Genomic DNA, 15,781 nt, shown 5'->3' with positions numbered 1-15,781 from the left:
CGTCAGGCGCTCCGCAGGGGCGTGACGTTGCCCCCGTTCATCAGCTTGGCGCGGACGCGTGCGAGAGCGGCTGAGGCCTCGTCGATCTCGCGGACTGCCCGTTCGCGGTCACCACCGAGCAGGGCGGCGTCGATCGCGGCGCCGATGGCCTCACCAGACTCGCGAGAGTAGTTGGCCACCGCCTCTTGGATCGCCGCGGCGCAGGTCCGGTCGATGCAGGGGATGAACAGACCACCGGCCTTGATCGCCAGCCATTCGGCCAGCGCGGTAGCGCCGCCTTCCGACAGGCGCGCGGCCTGCAGCAGGCTCATGTTGACCTTCTTGCGGCCCTCGGCGTCGGGGTCGCCCATCGCGTGGACGTGCTGGCGCGACAGGTCCAGCAGCTCGGCGGCGCCGGTCACGCCGCCTTCCAGCTGTCCGAAGGCGCGCGTGACGGCCTCGTGCACGGACCCTGCCGGCCGGCGCTTCATGGGTTCGAAGTTGCTCATGTGTTCACCCCGATGGGCTGGCGGTTGTTCGGGAAGACGGGTCAGTCCCTCGGGCCTAGGTTTCCCAGGCTGGATAGGGACGGGTTGATGCGAGTGAGAGAGGGACGCCCCGGCGCGGGCGGGAGGGGGAGGGACTGCCGCGCCGGGGCGATCAGAGGCGCCATGGGTCAGGCAGCCTTCCGATTGGGGGAGGGGTCATTGGCCGAGCGATCGGGCATCAGCACCGACGCGGCCTTCACGGCGCCCTTGGTGATCTTCTCGATCATGAAGGCGCGGTCGGGAGAGGTGGCGGACGTGCCCTGGCGGATGCGGCAAGCCTGCGGCTGGGTGCAGCCCAGCTGGTCAGCAAGCCACTGATCGCGGCGCTGATGTTTCAGCATCCACTGGCCGAGGGGGGTCAATCGCTTCTGGCTCATGACTGGAATATGCACCCGACGCATAAACAAGGTCAAGGGCGATATGCGCCTAAGCCGCTAATCCGCGCCGTGTCGCCGCGCGATAATATGCACATGGCGCAAACCGAGCATCCGAAGCACTTCCTGCGGGCCTGGCGAAAGCACCGCGGCCTTTCGATGGAGGCTGTGGTCGAGAAGGTCCGCGCCCTGGTCGAGGATCGGGTGTTGGCCGAAGGCGAAGAGGGCGACCTCAAGCGCCTCGGCATCTCGCAGCCGAACATCAGCCGGGTCGAGCGCGGCGAGATACCCTACAACCAGACCCTGCTAGAGCTGCTGGCCGAGGCCTACGGCACCGACCCGGCCTCCCTCATCATGCGGAACCCGGAAGACCCCGAGGGGCTGTGGTCGATCTACGATCAGATCCCGGCGGCCCAGCGCCCGGTGGCGCTGCGGATGTTGTCTGGCTTGAAGACTGGCACTGACGGGTAGTCAGGCCCCATCAGCCGGGGAGGGCGGATGCAAGAGGTTCGGTTTGGGCACGGGTTCTATTACCCGGACAATCACGACATCCCGCTGAGCGACATTGCGGCGACATTGCTCGCTCACGAGCGACTTCTCCCAATAGTGGCGGACGCGCTCGAAAATATCGTGCCAGGCCTGTCTGTTGATGATAGGAAGATATTCCTTGAGCGGATCGAACGGTCGTCGCTCAAGGAATATTTCTACGTCGCGTTATTTGTCGCCTTCCAGGATGACTTGGAGCAAGAAGTGCCAGCCGTGATCGAGGCGATAACAGGCATGCCTGTCAGCGACCGCTACGACACGATCATCACTGTCCTGTTTATCGTCGCGGTCTATCATGGAGCCAACGCCATTTTTAGGCGCGGCAAGAACTCAACTGACAGTGCCGTTCCGGCCAATATCGTTGAAGACCAGCGCGCCTACACCGAGCTCGCGGCAGAGAAGCTGTCAAGCACGCCGGAGAAGGTGGCTAGGGCCTTCGATAAAGCCATCGGAAAACAGAAGCTGGCGTTAGTGCAGCGCGCTGCTGTGGATTTGTTCCGTCCGGCGAAGCGTGGCCTGAATGGCCGGATCATCCCTCGCGGCCTTGACCCTATCCGTGCCGAAACCGTGGCCGCCTTCCCTGACGCCATCGCGATGGCCGAGCTGGATGATGACGTGGTTCCGGTGCATCTCCCCCGAGCGCGGCTCCACATCCGCGCAACAGATCGAGATAAGACAGACAAGGGCTGGGCGGGGCGGGTCGAAAACGACGACCTGAAAACTAAGCGCCTGCCCATTCGCCTTGCTCCAGGGATCGATCCGGACAAGCTCGCGGAGCTTCACGAGCCCGAGGTTGAGGCTATTCTTGAGAGCCGCTTTAAGGATGACGGCACTACCAAGCCGGTGCGCATCCATGTGTTCCGGGTTCTCTAGGCCGCCTCGGCCGGCACCTCCCCGGCCCGCGCAATCAGGACCGGATCTGACCAGTAATCGGCCTCTGCCGATCCCGTCACCCTGAACACAACCACACCGGCAGCGGCGCCCTTGCACGAGCGCGCCACGCGGATCGCTGCGTCACGGCTCAGAAGCCGCCGCATATGCCCTCTGACCAGGCGGCCGGCTGACCGCTGGAAGGGCTGCACGCAATAGATCGTCCTCATCGCCATGCTCTATGGATTCCCGGTTGATCGCCGTGAGTCCATACGGGCGCGGGCGGCCTACGTCCGAAACGGACGTATAGAAAATGCACGCGGCGCATAATCCTGTTGACAGCAAATATGCGTCGGGCGCATAGTCTCTCCATCGAAGGGAGACGCCATGTCCACCGCCTCAACCACCGACGAAGCCTATATCGACGTCCCCGCCCATCCGCTGGGTATCGCTTTCGATCCGGCATGGGCGTCAGTCCGAGACCGCCTTCACGAGCGCCAGTGCGCCGCCATCCTGAACGCGGCGGCTGAGCGAGAGGCGGCCGTGCGCGTGCCGTTCCTCTCAACCCGCCTGGGTGAGGCGCTGGCCGGCGTCGTGATGATAGGCGGCATGGTCGGGACCGCCTGGTTCCTCGCTATCAAGCTGGTGTTCTGATGGCCGGCTTCTATCGCGCCATCACCGCGCCCACCCCCAAGCGGGACATCGACCTCTTCGGCCCGACCACCGTGCGCATCGAGCGCTCGGACGATAAGGACGGGCCCGGCGTGCCGCTGCTCTACCTTTCGGCCTATGTGCAGGACGCAGAGCGTCTGGCGCAGCGCGTCTGTGGCGGGCTAGCCTGGCTCGACCTGGCCGAGGTGTTGCCGCCTCGGTCGGAGTTGGTGTCACCGGCGCCCTCACGGTCAGAGCTTGCCGCTCCGGCACCGGTCACCTCCGGACGCTACACCATGCCCGAGTTCGTCGAGGACGTGGATTGGTCTGAGCAGCTGTTCCTGCCGGACGAGATCATGACCACCGACTGGAAGGGATGGGCGGCCGCATTCGAGCGCCGCGTGGATCTCGCGCAGTCGTCCAGCGACCTCGCCACCTTCGAGGCGACCAACGTGCTGGGCCTCCGGTCCTGCCCCTCCGCCCACCGCGTCAACATCGGTCGCAAGCTCCAAGCTCGCTATATCGAGACCGCAGACCAGGCGGCGGCATGACCATCGCCGACGACCATATGGACCTGTCGGTCTATCAGGCCGCCCTGGTCTGCACGCTTCGCCCTGGCCAGCTGATGTCCCGCGCTGCGTTTGGCGGCCAGCCGTTCCGGGTCGAGCGTGAGCCGTGGGAGCCCATCGCACCACCGCAGTTGTATCCCGAGGCTCTGGTGCTGGAGATGATCGGCCTTGGGCTGCTCGACGTCCTGCAAGGCACTCAGGAATGGGAGCGGGCACCGGCGCGGCCCTACACCGTCCGCCTCAGCGCCGCTGGAGTCCGAGAGCGGGGCCGCCTCTATGCCGCCGGGATCGGACAGAAGGCGAGGGCGGCCTGATGCTCCGCTTCGACCAGGACCAGCGCAAGATCATCAACGCGGCGAAGGAGCTGCAGCGCGACGCCCGCAAGGCCGCCACGCGCGCCCGGCCCAAGAGCCCCAAGGCCGACCGCGGACGCGAGCGCGACACGGGCTACCTCGCGTTTCTGCGCCGTCAGCCCTGCGTGTGCGGCTGCGGGCGCCCGGCGCCCTCCGACGCCGCACACATCCGCATGGGCAACCTGTCCCTCGGAAAGCTGCCGACCGGGATGCAGGTCAAGCCGTCCGACCGCTTCGCCGTCCCGCTCAACCGAGACTGCCACACCACCCAGCACAGCATGAGCGAGGCCAGGTTCTGGTCAGAGCGGGGGCTGGATCCATTCACCATCGCCGCGACGCTGTTCTCGGCATACCAGCGGGGAGGCTGAGACATGGGTAAGCATACGCCAGAGAAGGTCTTCGGGCCCGACGATCTCCGCAAGGAATTGCTCAAGGCCATGCCCGGCTACGAGTGGACCGTGCACCGGCCGATCGCCAAGACGGGTGCATACCTTGAGGCCACCGGCATCCAGTCCAGCGGGTTCAATCGGCTTTCGACGCTCGCCGTGACGCGTCGGGATCGCGACGGTGTCGTTGAATACGAAGCGAAGTCGGCAGGGTTCGGCAAGCGCGCGCCTTGGCTTCACACGAACCGGGATGGGACGCTGGCCCGCGCTCTCCGTGGTCTTCAGCAGCACTACGCCGCAAAGGCCGCGACGTATCGAGGCCACGCGGCATCGCTAGAGATCGGTCGCCGCGCTCAAGGGGAGGGCTCGGAATGACAAGCTGGGAAGACCTGAGGTCCGACAAGGCCCTCGTCTGCAAGCGCGAGGTCAACAGCGAACACGGTGGCGCGACCGTCTGGATGGTCCTGCTTTCGGACGGCCACCTGCTGGATTGCGGGATCGGAATCGGTGAGCAGCGCGCGATTGCCCTCGCTGAGATCATCAACGCTGGCGGTCCTGAAAGGCTTTCGCACAAGTCGCTCAAGTCATGACCCTCGCATCCCTAATCGAGCGCGTAGAGAAGGCAGAGGCGGGGTCGAGGGAGTTGGATGCTCTCATTGAGGATGTGTTTGACCCGCTAGTGATGTGCGACGGACCTGGTAGCCATGCAGATTTTGTGGGCTATCCTGAGTTTGAGGAGAGCGTCGGTCGATACACTGTGTCAATCGATGCGGCTGTCGCGCTGGCAGAGCGTGCGGGTTTCGACCTGCCGCAACTCTGGAATGACGCTCTAGACGGGCCAGGCGGTCTGTGGGCGCGAGGCTACCAAACCTCCGAATACACGCCGCAGATCGCCCTTGCTCTCGTCCTTGCAGTCTTGCGGGCGAAGGAATCCACCCAATCCCAGGAGCCCCGCCATGTCGCATGACACGCCCCAATCCGGCCGCCCTCTGACTGAGGTGAAGCAGTGAGCCGTTTTCCTGTAGATGAACTTGAGGATCGCCTGCGTCAGGCTGCTGGCATTCCAGCATTCGTAGGGCAGCGCCCGGATGAAGACAGCCGGTCATTCTATGCCCGACCCGATGTCAGCGCCCGCGTGCAGATCGACCACATTGACGGCCGTCCGGTTGGGGGCGTGGCGATCAGTTTGCGCGGCCTCACGCCCGACGCCGCCGAGGCTGTCTTGCGCTTCCTGTCCAGCCGCAACGAACGAAACTCTTTGGGAGGATTCGCATGACAGCCCTCCCCACCGCCGAAGCCGACCGCCGCGCAGAGGGGGTGTCGGGGGAAGGCTACGACCTCAACTACGAAGGCGCGATGTCGGACCTCAACTCGGTCCTCGATGTCCTGATCCGCCGCATCAACGGCGAGGCCAGCCTTGAGAGTGCCGCCGAGTGGGTGCGCCTGAACTATCCCGACCGCGCCAAAGCCCTCTCCACCCGCCCCGCCGATGCTGACAAGGGCGTGGACGCGGGGCTGATCGTTCTGCAAGACCTTCTGCACTCGACCTTCGCGGGTGACCCAAGCCGCCCTCGGCTGTCACCTGATGAAAAGGTCGCGCTGAACCATCTGCTCGTCACCCAGGCCTCTGCCGCCGCTGCCCTCGATGCCGCCGCGCGAGACGGTGAAATCTATCAGCAGCAGGCCGATTACGAGTTCGCGAAGCGCAAGGCCGCCGAAGCCCAGGTCGCAGCGTTGCGGGAGGCTTTGGAGCGGGCGGCGAACGATCTCCGAGACATTGGCGCGCAGTCGCCAATGCCATCGAACAGCGCAGACCCAAAACATGAGAACTATCTGCGCGGAACTCTAATCTCTCTTGGTCAAGTCGGGCATGCGCGCGCCCGCCAAGCCCTGTCCGCCATCCCTACGCCGGGGAGGTCGGAATGAGGAAGTTTGACGGACTAAGCGACGACGCCAAGCTGATGTGCGCGGGCCACCTTTCGTTCGGGGTCAAGACGACACTGACCTTTCAGACGCCTTGGAACGTCACAGACAGAGCGCGACGGGCTCTTGAGGAGGCGGTCAACGCCGGTGTGCTGTCGCGTGAAGTCGGCTCTCAAGGCCTCTACGCCCACACATATCGAGCCGCCGAAGACCTGAACGAAGCGCGCGCGTGGATGAGCAAGAACAGCCATCTGGCCAAAGGTTTCGCCGTGATGGTTTCCGACGACAAGCGCCAGGAACGACCGCCAGCAGCGTGGCCTGTTCCGGCTGGATTTAAAAGGCACCCGAAATGACCCCCCAAGCCCCCGCCACCCCCGACCGTGGGCCGATGCGCCCGCTGATCTTCCACCGCGAGGGGTTCTACTACCCGCTGGACCTGCCGCTTTACGATGACCTTTCAGCCCATGCGGAGTGCAACCCAGGCACCCTGAAAATCACCTGCGCCCTGACCGGCGAAATCCTCTGGAGGCCGCAATGACCACCACCCCCGACACCGTGGTCGTGCCGCCGCAAGCCTTGGAGGCCATCGCGCACAATCTTTGCTCGCTGCATGGCTTCGATCCTGATTTCGTCATGGGCCAGGAGAAGTTCGCGCGCGCCGTGATCACCGAATACCTTCGCGCCGCCCGTCCCGCCGCCACCCCTGGCGGGGAGAGGGAGGACAGCGCGTTCAAGATCGCTTCCGACCTTCACGCCGCATACGAGCAACTGATCTACGGCCTTCCGAAGTATCTGGAAGCCGAGAACCTCACGGACGAAGAGAACATGATCCGCGAGGCCTACATCACGCTCGACGTGACGGCACACCGCCTCGCCGCGCTCTCCCGCCCCGCCCCTGTAGCGGTGTCAGACGCGCAGTTTCTGCACGCCATGACGTGCGCCGCTGAACGCCAAGCAGAGCGAGAGGAACCCGGCTTCTGGCAGGACCGAGCAAGGTCACACATTGCCCGCATGAAGGCGCTGCCCACAGACCATGAAGAGGTTCAGAAGGCGCTGACCGAAGCCCGACTGTTCTTGTCAGACCTAGGCTACGCCGCCCCCACACCGGAGCCTGCCGCCGCGAGGGGTGGGGAGGACCGAGAGGAAACACAAGGTGCCGCGACACTCTGGATGAAGGGCCGCTTCGGCGGCGACCTGTCGGGAGATCAGTTCGACTGGGAGGATATGCAGGACGCTTGGCGCGCCGGCATGGCTTACGCCGCCCCCGCCCTCTCAGCGAAGGGAGGCTCGTGATGGGCGTGGTCCACTGCAAGCGCGAGCCTTACGATGTTTACATCGGTCGGCCGAGCAAATGGGGCAATCCGTTTGAGATTGGCCGCGATGGGACGCGCGGCGAGGTGATCGAAAAATACCGCGAACACGTTCTGACGCGACCGGACCTGATGGCGGCGCTTCCAGAGCTTCGCGGAAAGACGCTCGGCTGCTGGTGCGCTCCGAAAGCTTGTCACGGCGATGTTCTAGCAGCCCTGTCCAGCGCCCCCGAGGGCGGGTCATGAGCGAGGAGCGTTACTGGCCAGAAATGACCGATGAAGAGCTAGGCCGCGATTTCCGCCGGTTTGCTCAGACAGTCACCGACTGGTCCCAAACCGAGTGGCGTGACGATGGAGAGCGTCGGCTTGGCTTGATGCTAATGGGGCTGAAAGAGGCCGCCCGCATGGCCTTTGAGTCCAACGCGGAGACGTTCACGACAAGCCTTGAGGGGTTCCATGTGAAGGGCGTTCAAGCTGGTGACTGGTCCATCACTGTCCAGCGCAACGCCCCACCCCCCCCCGGAGAGCGAAGGAGGGGAATGATGGACGTTCATCTCGAACGCTCGAAGCGGCGGAGCAACTCACCCAGGCAGGATCGGGCGTTGTCACTCCGCAAGGCTGGACTGACGCTAGCCGAAATAGCGGCGCGGGACGGATCGAGCGTGCGCACAGTGAGGCACCTGCTGAGGCGCGCGAAGATCAAGGCCGACAATCGGCTTAGCAGGAAGTTACGACACTTGGCCTCCAGGTATCAGAAGGACGACGAGGTATGATCCGCTCCTGCACCTGCCGGCGCGTGGGCATGGGCTCATATGATGCTCAAGTTGAGCTTGTGCCGCCGCCGTTCCTGGTCAGACCTGACGGGCGCGGAATATGCGTTGATGCCTGTCTTGCGCTGGAAATCACCGAGCTCTGGCGCATGGGTATCCGCACGACGGGGTGTTGTTGTGGTCATGGTGATCTGGAGCCAACGATCTGCGTTGCCGATGAGAGCGCAGAGGCCATGATGAATGCAGGCTATCTCGCTTCTGCCCTGACGGTCGATCCGACTTCCAACGTCTTCACCGCGAAGTCGGGGTGGCCAGCATGATCGAGATTCTGATCTGCGCCACCCTGGCTTTCTCAGACGGCGATTCCGGCCGGTGCCGCACGGCTGACGGAGAGAACCACCGCGTGCGCCTGGCGGGTGTCGACGCAGGCGAGGTCGCCCCGCACACCCGCTGCCGTCAGCAGCCCGCCATCTGGGCCTGCTCCACCACCGGCCGGGCCTATGCCGCCCCAGCCACCCAGCGCGCCCGTCAGCTTGCGCAGGGCGGCGCCCGGTGCCGTGTAGAGGACCGCGACCGCTACGGCCGGATCGTCGCCGTCTGCACCGCCTCGGGGCGGGACATCGGCGGGACGCTCATCACCGAAGGCCTGGCCATTGCCGATCCTCGCTACGGCGCCCGCTATCGTCGCCTCGAGGCCGAAGCTCGCCGGCAGGGAAGGGGACTGTGGAGGGACACGCGATGACCGCGGCGAACGACAACGGGTTCAAGCTGGCCTACACCTACCGCGAGGCTGTGCTGGCCACCGGCGCGAGCCGCTGCACCCTGTCGGCCATGGTCAACTCGGGCGAGATCCAGGCCCGGCGCCGGGGTCGGAGGGTGTTCATTCCACGCTCGGAGCTGGAGCGCCACTTCGGAGCAATCGGTCACGCGGCTTAGGGCGCGTTTTAGGGCGGAAGCGCTCGGCGGGCCGCAAACACCCGCCACGCCTAGAGGCTTCTAATCCCCCCCTCTCCGCCACCGGCCTCTGAACGCCGCCGTCGCCCCTCCCGACTTTGAGGTCCGGTCCAAGGGCGCTCGGGCTGATCTAGTCCTCCAGCGCCGCCTGGCCCCTCAGGATGGCGTCCGCAAGCGACAATGTGTCTGCCCAGTCTGCTTCGGCGCAGGCCACCATCATGAGTTCGGCGGCGTCGCCTCCGGGCGCGGCGGGGTAGGGCGGGGAGGCGTCGGGCGTCGCCGGACCCTCCGTCCCGTCGGCCCGCAGGGCGGCGAAGTCCAGACGGTCGGCGGTCTGGGCTGCGCAGTCGAACGCCCACCAAGACCAGCCGCCGACATAGACGACCTCGCCCACGCTGAAGCCGGCCTCGGCGACCTGCAGCGCGCGCATGCGGGCCTGATCGCCCTGGCGTTCGAGGGAGGCCACATCGGCGTAATGGGCGAAGCGGCCGACGCCGGTCTCCACAAGGCGCGGCTCGCCGGCCAGCAGAGCCAGGGCCAGGGCGATCATGCGACCAGGGTCTCGGCCTGGTTCAGATCGACGCTGACCAGCTGGCTCATGCCGCGTTCGGGCATGGTGACGCCGTACAGGCGGTCCATCCGGCTCATGGTCACCGGGTTGTGGGTGATGACGATGAAGCGGGTGTCGGTGCGTTTGCGCATCTCGTCCAGCATGCGGCAGAAGCGGTCGACGTTGGCGTCGTCCAGCGGCGCGTCCACCTCGTCCAGCACGCAGACCGGCGCCGGATTGGCCAGGAAGACGCCGAAGATCAGCGCCGCCGCCGTCAGCGCCTGCTCGCCACCCGACATCAGGCTCATGACCGACAGCCGCTTGCCCGGCGGGCAGGCGTAGATCTCCAGGCCCGCCTCCAGCGGGTCGTCGCTCTCGACCAGCTTCAGCTCGGCCTGGCCGCCGCCGAACAGGGCCTCGAACAGGGCCTTGAAGTTGGCGTTGATGATGTCGAAGGCGGCGACCAGCCGCTCTCGGCCCTCGGCGTTCAACTCGTCGATGCCGTCGCGAAGTTTCGCGATCGCCTGGGTCAGGTCGATGCGCTCGGACTTCATGCTGTTCAACCGCTCGCCATACTCTGCCGCCTCGTCCTCGGCGCGCAGATTGACGGCGCCCAGGGCCTCGCGTTCGCGCTCCAGCCCGTACAGCAGGCTTTCGGCGCCCGCCGCGTCCGGCGGTCGGGCGATGGCGTCGTCGGTCAGCTTCTGACCCAGTTCATGCGGCGACATCTGCGCCGTTTCGCGCACTGTAGTCTCGGCGTCCGACAGCTTCTCCGCCGCCGCCTCGGCGCGGGCGGCCAGGCCGGCGCGGGCCTCGCGCGCCTGGGACGCGGCGGCGTCGGATGCGCGCGCGGCGCGGTCGGCCTCGGTCGCGGCGGCCTCGGCCACGGCGACGGCGTCGGACGCCGCCTGCTTGCGCGCCTCGGCGGCCAGCAGAGAGTCCATCAGCCGCCCACGTTGCTCGGCGAAGCCCAGCGGCGCGACCTCGGCCTGGGCCAGCAGGGCGGCGGTCTTGTCGGCGTCCTTCTCAAGCGCGGCGACGCGCTGGGCGCTGTCCTTGGCGCGCGATGTCCAGCCCTCCTGCGCGCGGGTCAGGGCGCCCAGGCGCTGCTCACGGCCGGCGCGGTCGCGGGCCTCCTCGTCACGCTGGGACCGCGCCGTCTGGGCGGCCTGGCGCGCGGCGTCGGCCCTGGCGCGGGCGGCGGACAGCTCGCCCTTCAGCTCGATCAGGGTTTCGGACTTCGTGTCGATGCTCTGGGCCGCCTCGAGCGCGCCGCGGGCCTCGTCGACCTCGACCGCGAGACGGGCGACGGTCTCGTCCAGGGCCTGGGCGCGGGCTTCCCGGCGGGTCTGCTCGCGCGTCAGGGCCTCGACGCGATCGCGCGCGCCGGTCAGGGCCTTGTCGGCGGCGAAGGGCTTGAGGCGGGCGCTCTTTACCGCTTCCTCGGCGGCGCGGAAGGCTTCGGCGGCGGCCTTCTGACGACCCTGCGCCTGCTCCAGGGCCGGTTTGCCGCGGTCGATTTCGTCCTCAAGCTCGGCCAGCCGGGTGCGCTGGGCGAGGCGGACGGCGGCGGGGCGCGGGGCTTCGGCTCGGCTGACGAAGCCGTCCCAGCGGTACAGGTCGCCCTCGCGCGTCGCCAGGCGGGCGCCGGGGGGCAGGTCGGCGGCCAGCTCGGCCGCGCGCGCCCGGTCGGCGACGCCGCACAGGGCCAGGCGCGCCCTCAGGGCCTGGGGCGCCTGGACGTGGTCCGACAGGGGCTCGACGCCCGCCGGCCAGGTCGGCGGCGCGGCCTGGGCGCCCGCCCAGTGGGCCGGAGCGCGAGGATCGAGCGCGGCGTCCAGATCGTCGCCCAGAGCGGCGGCCAGGGCCGCCTCATAGCCCTTGGCGGCCGCGACCTTGTCCAAAGCTGGCGGATAGTCGCGCTTGGCCGAGACCAGCAGCTGGGCCAGGCCGCGCGCCTCGGTCTGCAGCCGACCCAGGCGGTCTTCGGCGGCGCGGGCCTCTGTGCGGGCCTCTTGCTCGGCGCGGGCCAGGTCGCCGCGTGCGGTCTCGGCCGCCTCCACCGCCTCGCGAGCGGCGGCCAGCTCGGCCTGGGCGGTCTCCAGGGCCAGGCGGGCGGGCTCCAGTTCGGGAGTCTCGAGCGGACCCAGGGCCTCGCGCTCGCGCCTCGCCTGGTCTTGCTGGGCTTGAACGCGCGACAGGCGGGCCTCGGCGTCGCGGCGGCGCGCGGTTTCGGCGTTGGCGCGCGCCTCGGCGGCCGCCAGGGTGCCGGCGACGCGCTCGACCTCGGCGTCCTCCGCCCTGCGGGCCTCTTCTGCGGCGGACAGCGCCGTCTCGAGCTCAGGCCCACGCTGAGGCGCTGCGGCGATTTCGGCCTTGAGGCGCGCCAGTTCGCCGTCCAGCCGCTCCAGCTCGCGCTGGGCGTCGCCGGCCATGCGGCCCTCGCGCTCCTGATCGGCGGCGATGCGGGCGGCCTCGGCCTTCAGGCGCTCGACCTCGGCGCGGGCCGCCTGTTCGGCCATGTCGAGGCGGTCGCGCTCTATGGTCGCGCGGTTCAGCAGGGCGGTGGCGACCGCATCCTCTTCGCGGGCCGGCTTCAGCCCTTCCTGAGCGGTCAGGGCGGCTGTCTGTGCGGCGGCGGCGGCGGTGGTCGTCTCGGCGACCGCGCGGTCGGCCTCGCGCAGCTCGCTGGCGGCGGCCTCGGCGGCGACCCGCGCGTCGTTCCAGCGGACGTAGAGCAGCGCGGCCTGCAAGGCGCGAATCTCGGCCGAGATCTTCTTGTACTTCTCGGCCTGGCGCGCCTCGCGCTTCAGCCGGTTCAGTGCGGTCTCCAGCTCGCGCCCGATGTCGTCCAGCCGCTCCAGATTGGTCTCGGCCGCCTTGAGGCGCAGCTCGGCCTCGTGCCGGCGCGTGTGCAGGCCAGCGACGCCGCCGGCTTCCTCAAGGATGCGACGCCGGTTCTGGGGCTTGGCGGCGATCAGTTCGCTGATCTGGCCCTGGCGCACCAGGGCGGGCGAGTTGGCGCCGGTCGAGGCGTCGGCGAACAGCAGCTGCACATCGCGCGCCCGAACCTCCTTGCCGTTGATCCGATAGGTCGAGCCCTGGCCTCGGTCGATGCGGCGCGAGACCTCCAGCACCGCACTGTCGGTGAAGGGCTGGGGCGCGCGGCGCTGCGCATTGTCGATGGTCAGCTGGACTTCGGCGTGGTTGCGCGGCGGGCGGCCCGAGGCGCCGGCGAAGATGACGTCGTCCATGCCCTGGCCGCGCATGGCCTTGGCCGAGTTGGCGCCCATGACCCAGCGCAGGCTCTCCAGCACGTTGGACTTGCCGCAGCCGTTCGGGCCGACAATGCCGGTCAGCCCCGGCTCGATCTGCACCTCGGCCGGTTCGACGAACGACTTGAATCCGACGAGCCTGAGGCGCTGGAACTGCATCGCCCGTCCGTCAGCGCCCCGCCGCGGCTTCGGCGTCGCGGATGGCGAACTCCAGCCCGCCCAGGCTGCGGTCGTTGACGCGCCGCCCGTTGACGAAGAAGGCCGGCGTGCCCTGGACCCCGGCGGCGCGCGCCTGATCGGCCTCGGTCTCGATCAGCCGGCGGATTTCCGGGCGAGCGACGCAGGCGTCGATCTGAGCCCGCGTCCGGCCGCTGGCGGCGACGGCGGCTTCGTACCAAGCGTCCTGGCTGCCGCCGTTGAACAGGGCGGCCTGGCCGCCGAACAAGGCGGCCGTCGTGTCAAAGAAGCGCTCCGGTGCCGCGCATCGCGCCAGGGCTGCGGCAGGGAACGACAGCTCGGCCGGTGCCGTGGGCAGGTTGCGGAACACCAGCTTCACTCGTCCGGTGTCGATGAACCGCCGCTTGAACTCGGGAAGGACCAGTTGATGCCAGTCGCCGCAGAGGTGGCAGGTAAAGCTGGCGTATTCGATCACCGTGACCGGAGCGTCGGCGCGTCCCAGCACCCGGTCATTGGCGTGCGCTGCGGGCGGGGTCGCAGGGGTCTGCGAAGGCGCGGCCAGCTGGGTCTGGGCCGTCGCCGGGCTCGCCAGCATCAGGGCGGCCGCCAGGAGAAGGACGCGGCGCATCGCTATTCGCCCGCCAGCAGAGGATCGATGGCCGCCGACAGACCCGACAGCGACCGATCCGCAACCATCTGGCCGTTGATCAGGAAGGTGGGGGTGGCGGTGATCCCCGCCGCTCTCGCGGCCTGGGTCCGAGCCTCGGCGGCGGCCACAGCCTCGGGATTGGTGACGCATTGTGTGAACTGCTGCTCGTTCAGCCCGGCCTCGCGGGCGATGCGGACCAGAACATCACGCGGCGGCGCCCCGCCGAAGATTTCCGGCTGGGCGTCCATGATCTTGCCGACCACGTCGAAATACTGATCCGACCCCGCGCAGCGCGCCACCAGAAAGCCGGCCACGGCGATGTCGGCCGGCGGCGTGGGAAACTCGCGAAAGACGAACCGCACCTGGTTGGTGTCGACGTACTTGGCCTTGAACGCAGGCCACACCTCGGAATGCCATTGGGCGCAGGCGCCGCAGGTGACCGAAGCGTATTCGACCACCGTCACCTTGGCGCCCTCGGCCGCGCCCATCGCCATGTCGCCCTCGGCCGGGGCCTTGCCGGACCCGCCGCCGCACGCAGCCAGCATCAGCGCGGCCGCCGCCAAAGCGGCTCCGCCCAGCCCACGCCTGCTCATCGTCGCCCCCCTCATGACCGTCAACCCGCCAGCAGCGGATCGATGACCGCCGACAGGTCTTCCAGGCTGGCGCCCTCGCCGCCCGAGGACTGAACAACCTTGCCGTTGACGTAGAAGGCCGGGGTGCCGGTCACGCCCTGGTCGCGGGCGACCTGGATGCGGCGCTCCATGGCGGCGACGCCCTCGGGGTCGGCCAGACAGGTCTGGAACTGCTCCTCGGTCATGCCCACGGCGTTGGCCGTGCGCAGCAGCCAGTCGCGCGGCTGGACAGCGCCCGAGAACAACTCGCCCTGGGTGTCCATCAGATGATGCACGACATCGAAGTAGCGGTCGTCGCCGGCGCAGCGGGCGATCATGAAACCGGCCGTGGCGATGTCGGCCGGCGGCGTCGGCAGCTCGCGCAGCACGAAACGGACCTGATTGGTGTCGACGTATTTGGCCTTGAACGCCGGCCAGGTGTTGGTGTGCCAGGCGGCGCAGTGGACGCAGGTCACCGAGGCGTATTCGACCACCGTCACCTTGGCGCCCTCGGCCGCGCCCATCGCCATGTCGCCCTCGGCGGCCCCGCCGGCGTTTCCGCCGCAACCGGCCATCAGGGCCATGCTCGCCAGGGCGGCGGCGCTCAGAGCCGCGCGGCGGCTCATGTCGGCGTATCGGTTCAGCTTGGCGCGCATGCGTCGTCTTCCATCGCTAGAGGCGGATCATCGGCGATTCCGGAGACGTCATCGCACCGCTGGTTTTTGACGACAGGTAAGGCGGATTTTGGCCGTCCCGGTCGCCGATCCCCCAATCAAGGCACGACGGCCGGGCGGTCAAGCCCGGATTGAGCCATCGCGGCTGAAAGCGGTCCTGCTAAAGGTCGGATAAGGTGGAAAGCGGACGCTCAGCAACTAGCCGCTGACTGTCGTCGGTAAGATGACACCCTGCCGATAAGCGATCTTGGCCCCTCCCCAGATGCGCTGCCCTCGCTTGGTCGACTCTAAAGTGATCTGATCGCGCACGATGTCGCACATCAGCACACCGAGACATTCATGGCGAGCGAGGCTGTCTTCCTTGTCGCTTTCGACGTGAAGCATGAGGTGCCTTGGGTCTGGACCCCAGTTCCGCACCACTGCGTCTGGGCCGTAGTAGGCACGAATAGTTGCGAGGACGAACCGCTCCTCCTCTCCTGACAAAGGTGCTGGGTCTTCCGGTGGCAAGGGCGTTTGAGCTTTCGGCATAGCTCAGATTGCAGGTGCCGTTTCATGTCCGCAATGGGTCGAATGCGGTCCTCGGCTTCGCCGCCGTGAGCAGACATTGGGCTT

Annotated in this window: 27 protein-coding genes; 18 read left to right on the top strand and 9 right to left on the bottom strand. The window is 67.6% G+C overall.

What is annotated here, in order from left to right:
- Positions 1–2 precede the first annotated feature (2 nt).
- Together E4M01_RS13305 and E4M01_RS13300 are read right to left on the bottom strand one after the other, a co-directional pair.
- The gene (locus E4M01_RS13305; protein WP_135065377.1) at positions 3–488 is read right to left on the bottom strand and encodes a hypothetical protein; all 486 of its coding nucleotides are present in this window, start codon (positions 486–488) and stop codon (positions 3–5) included.
- A 167-nt stretch (positions 489–655) separates the two neighbouring features.
- A complete protein-coding gene (locus E4M01_RS13300) occupies positions 656–889 on the bottom strand; it encodes a helix-turn-helix domain-containing protein (protein WP_167765420.1) in 234 nt (77 codons plus the stop codon).
- Between the two features lie 108 nt (positions 890–997).
- On the opposite strand from E4M01_RS13300, the gene E4M01_RS13295 reads away from it, so the two are divergent.
- On the top strand, positions 998–1,372 hold the full coding sequence (locus E4M01_RS13295) for a helix-turn-helix domain-containing protein (RefSeq protein WP_167765418.1): 375 nt from the start codon (positions 998–1,000) through the stop codon (positions 1,370–1,372).
- 27 nt (positions 1,373–1,399) lie between these two features.
- On the top strand, positions 1,400–2,320 hold the full coding sequence (locus E4M01_RS13290; RefSeq protein WP_135065368.1) for a hypothetical protein: 921 nt from the start codon (positions 1,400–1,402) through the stop codon (positions 2,318–2,320).
- Here E4M01_RS13290 and E4M01_RS13285 read toward each other — a convergent pair.
- Entirely contained in the window at positions 2,317–2,547 is a 231-nt protein-coding gene (locus E4M01_RS13285) for a hypothetical protein (RefSeq protein WP_135065366.1), read from the bottom strand. The genes E4M01_RS13290 and E4M01_RS13285 overlap by 4 nt on opposite strands.
- Before the next feature lie 157 nt (positions 2,548–2,704).
- Between E4M01_RS13285 and E4M01_RS13280 the strand changes: the two genes are divergently transcribed.
- The 16 genes from E4M01_RS13280 (at position 2,705) to E4M01_RS13205 (ending at position 9,215) form a co-directional block, all read left to right on the top strand.
- A complete protein-coding gene (locus E4M01_RS13280; protein WP_135065363.1) occupies positions 2,705–2,971 on the top strand; it encodes a hypothetical protein in 267 nt (88 codons plus the stop codon).
- Complete coding sequence (locus E4M01_RS13275; RefSeq protein WP_135065360.1) at positions 2,971–3,519, top strand: hypothetical protein; 549 nt, start codon at positions 2,971–2,973, stop codon at positions 3,517–3,519. Before E4M01_RS13280 ends, E4M01_RS13275 begins: the two co-directional genes overlap by 1 nt.
- The gene (locus E4M01_RS13270) at positions 3,516–3,851 is read left to right on the top strand and encodes a hypothetical protein (protein ID WP_135065357.1); all 336 of its coding nucleotides are present in this window, start codon (positions 3,516–3,518) and stop codon (positions 3,849–3,851) included. The genes E4M01_RS13275 and E4M01_RS13270 overlap by 4 nt, the downstream gene beginning before the upstream one ends.
- Entirely contained in the window at positions 3,851–4,258 is a 408-nt protein-coding gene (locus E4M01_RS13265) for a DUF968 domain-containing protein (RefSeq protein WP_135065354.1), read from the top strand. The genes E4M01_RS13270 and E4M01_RS13265 overlap by 1 nt, the downstream gene beginning before the upstream one ends.
- 3 nt (positions 4,259–4,261) lie before the next feature.
- Positions 4,262–4,651 (top strand): hypothetical protein, encoded by a 390-nt coding sequence (locus E4M01_RS13260; protein ID WP_135065351.1) that lies wholly within the window; start codon positions 4,262–4,264, stop codon positions 4,649–4,651.
- Positions 4,648–4,866, top strand: a complete 219-nt coding sequence (locus E4M01_RS13255) for a hypothetical protein (RefSeq protein ID WP_135065346.1) — start codon at positions 4,648–4,650, stop codon at positions 4,864–4,866. Before E4M01_RS13260 ends, E4M01_RS13255 begins: the two co-directional genes overlap by 4 nt.
- 416 nt (positions 4,867–5,282) lie before the next feature.
- Entirely contained in the window at positions 5,283–5,552 is a 270-nt protein-coding gene (locus E4M01_RS13250; protein ID WP_135065343.1) for an NIL domain-containing protein, read from the top strand.
- A complete protein-coding gene (locus E4M01_RS13245) occupies positions 5,549–6,202 on the top strand; it encodes a hypothetical protein (protein ID WP_135065340.1) in 654 nt (217 codons plus the stop codon). Before E4M01_RS13250 ends, E4M01_RS13245 begins: the two co-directional genes overlap by 4 nt.
- Positions 6,199–6,552, top strand: coding sequence for a hypothetical protein (locus tag E4M01_RS13240; protein ID WP_135065337.1), 354 nt, complete (start codon positions 6,199–6,201; stop codon positions 6,550–6,552). Before E4M01_RS13245 ends, E4M01_RS13240 begins: the two co-directional genes overlap by 4 nt.
- The gene (locus E4M01_RS13235; protein WP_135065334.1) at positions 6,549–6,737 is read left to right on the top strand and encodes a hypothetical protein; all 189 of its coding nucleotides are present in this window, start codon (positions 6,549–6,551) and stop codon (positions 6,735–6,737) included. The genes E4M01_RS13240 and E4M01_RS13235 overlap by 4 nt, the downstream gene beginning before the upstream one ends.
- Positions 6,734–7,492, top strand: a complete 759-nt coding sequence (locus tag E4M01_RS13230; protein WP_135065331.1) for a hypothetical protein — start codon at positions 6,734–6,736, stop codon at positions 7,490–7,492. Before E4M01_RS13235 ends, E4M01_RS13230 begins: the two co-directional genes overlap by 4 nt.
- The gene (locus E4M01_RS13225) at positions 7,492–7,755 is read left to right on the top strand and encodes a DUF4326 domain-containing protein (RefSeq protein ID WP_135065328.1); all 264 of its coding nucleotides are present in this window, start codon (positions 7,492–7,494) and stop codon (positions 7,753–7,755) included. The genes E4M01_RS13230 and E4M01_RS13225 overlap by 1 nt, the downstream gene beginning before the upstream one ends.
- A gap of 23 nt (positions 7,756–7,778) precedes the next feature.
- Positions 7,779–8,282 (top strand): helix-turn-helix transcriptional regulator, encoded by a 504-nt coding sequence (locus tag E4M01_RS13220; protein ID WP_135280333.1) that lies wholly within the window; start codon positions 7,779–7,781, stop codon positions 8,280–8,282.
- The gene (locus E4M01_RS13215) at positions 8,279–8,599 is read left to right on the top strand and encodes a hypothetical protein (RefSeq protein ID WP_135065322.1); all 321 of its coding nucleotides are present in this window, start codon (positions 8,279–8,281) and stop codon (positions 8,597–8,599) included. The genes E4M01_RS13220 and E4M01_RS13215 overlap by 4 nt, the downstream gene beginning before the upstream one ends.
- On the top strand, positions 8,596–9,021 hold the full coding sequence (locus E4M01_RS13210) for a thermonuclease family protein (RefSeq protein WP_135065319.1): 426 nt from the start codon (positions 8,596–8,598) through the stop codon (positions 9,019–9,021). Before E4M01_RS13215 ends, E4M01_RS13210 begins: the two co-directional genes overlap by 4 nt.
- Positions 9,018–9,215 (top strand): helix-turn-helix domain-containing protein, encoded by a 198-nt coding sequence (locus tag E4M01_RS13205; protein WP_135065316.1) that lies wholly within the window; start codon positions 9,018–9,020, stop codon positions 9,213–9,215. The genes E4M01_RS13210 and E4M01_RS13205 overlap by 4 nt, the downstream gene beginning before the upstream one ends.
- 148 nt (positions 9,216–9,363) lie before the next feature.
- Here E4M01_RS13205 and E4M01_RS13200 read toward each other — a convergent pair whose 3' ends face one another.
- The 6 genes from E4M01_RS13200 to E4M01_RS13175 form a co-directional block, all read right to left on the bottom strand.
- A complete protein-coding gene (locus E4M01_RS13200) occupies positions 9,364–9,783 on the bottom strand; it encodes a hypothetical protein (protein WP_135065314.1) in 420 nt (139 codons plus the stop codon).
- The gene (gene smc, locus E4M01_RS13195; protein WP_135065311.1) at positions 9,780–13,217 is read right to left on the bottom strand and encodes a chromosome segregation protein SMC; all 3,438 of its coding nucleotides are present in this window, start codon (positions 13,215–13,217) and stop codon (positions 9,780–9,782) included. Before smc ends, E4M01_RS13200 begins: the two co-directional genes overlap by 4 nt.
- A gap of 10 nt (positions 13,218–13,227) precedes the next feature.
- Complete coding sequence (locus E4M01_RS13190) at positions 13,228–13,863, bottom strand: thioredoxin domain-containing protein (RefSeq protein WP_135065308.1); 636 nt, start codon at positions 13,861–13,863, stop codon at positions 13,228–13,230.
- 2 nt (positions 13,864–13,865) lie between these two features.
- Entirely contained in the window at positions 13,866–14,477 is a 612-nt protein-coding gene (locus tag E4M01_RS13185) for a thioredoxin domain-containing protein (protein WP_245158305.1), read from the bottom strand.
- A gap of 20 nt (positions 14,478–14,497) precedes the next feature.
- Positions 14,498–15,151, bottom strand: coding sequence for a thioredoxin domain-containing protein (locus tag E4M01_RS13180; RefSeq protein WP_135065302.1), 654 nt, complete (start codon positions 15,149–15,151; stop codon positions 14,498–14,500).
- A 216-nt stretch (positions 15,152–15,367) separates the two neighbouring features.
- The gene (locus E4M01_RS13175; protein WP_135065300.1) at positions 15,368–15,553 is read right to left on the bottom strand and encodes a hypothetical protein; all 186 of its coding nucleotides are present in this window, start codon (positions 15,551–15,553) and stop codon (positions 15,368–15,370) included.
- Positions 15,554–15,781 lie beyond the last annotated feature (228 nt).

Origin of the sequence: Brevundimonas sp. MF30-B (assembly GCF_004683885.1) — a bacterium.
GTDB lineage: Bacteria > Pseudomonadota > Alphaproteobacteria > Caulobacterales > Caulobacteraceae > Brevundimonas.
The sequence above is the reverse complement of the archived record's forward strand: the minus strand, read 5'-3'. Positions and strand labels throughout refer to the sequence as shown.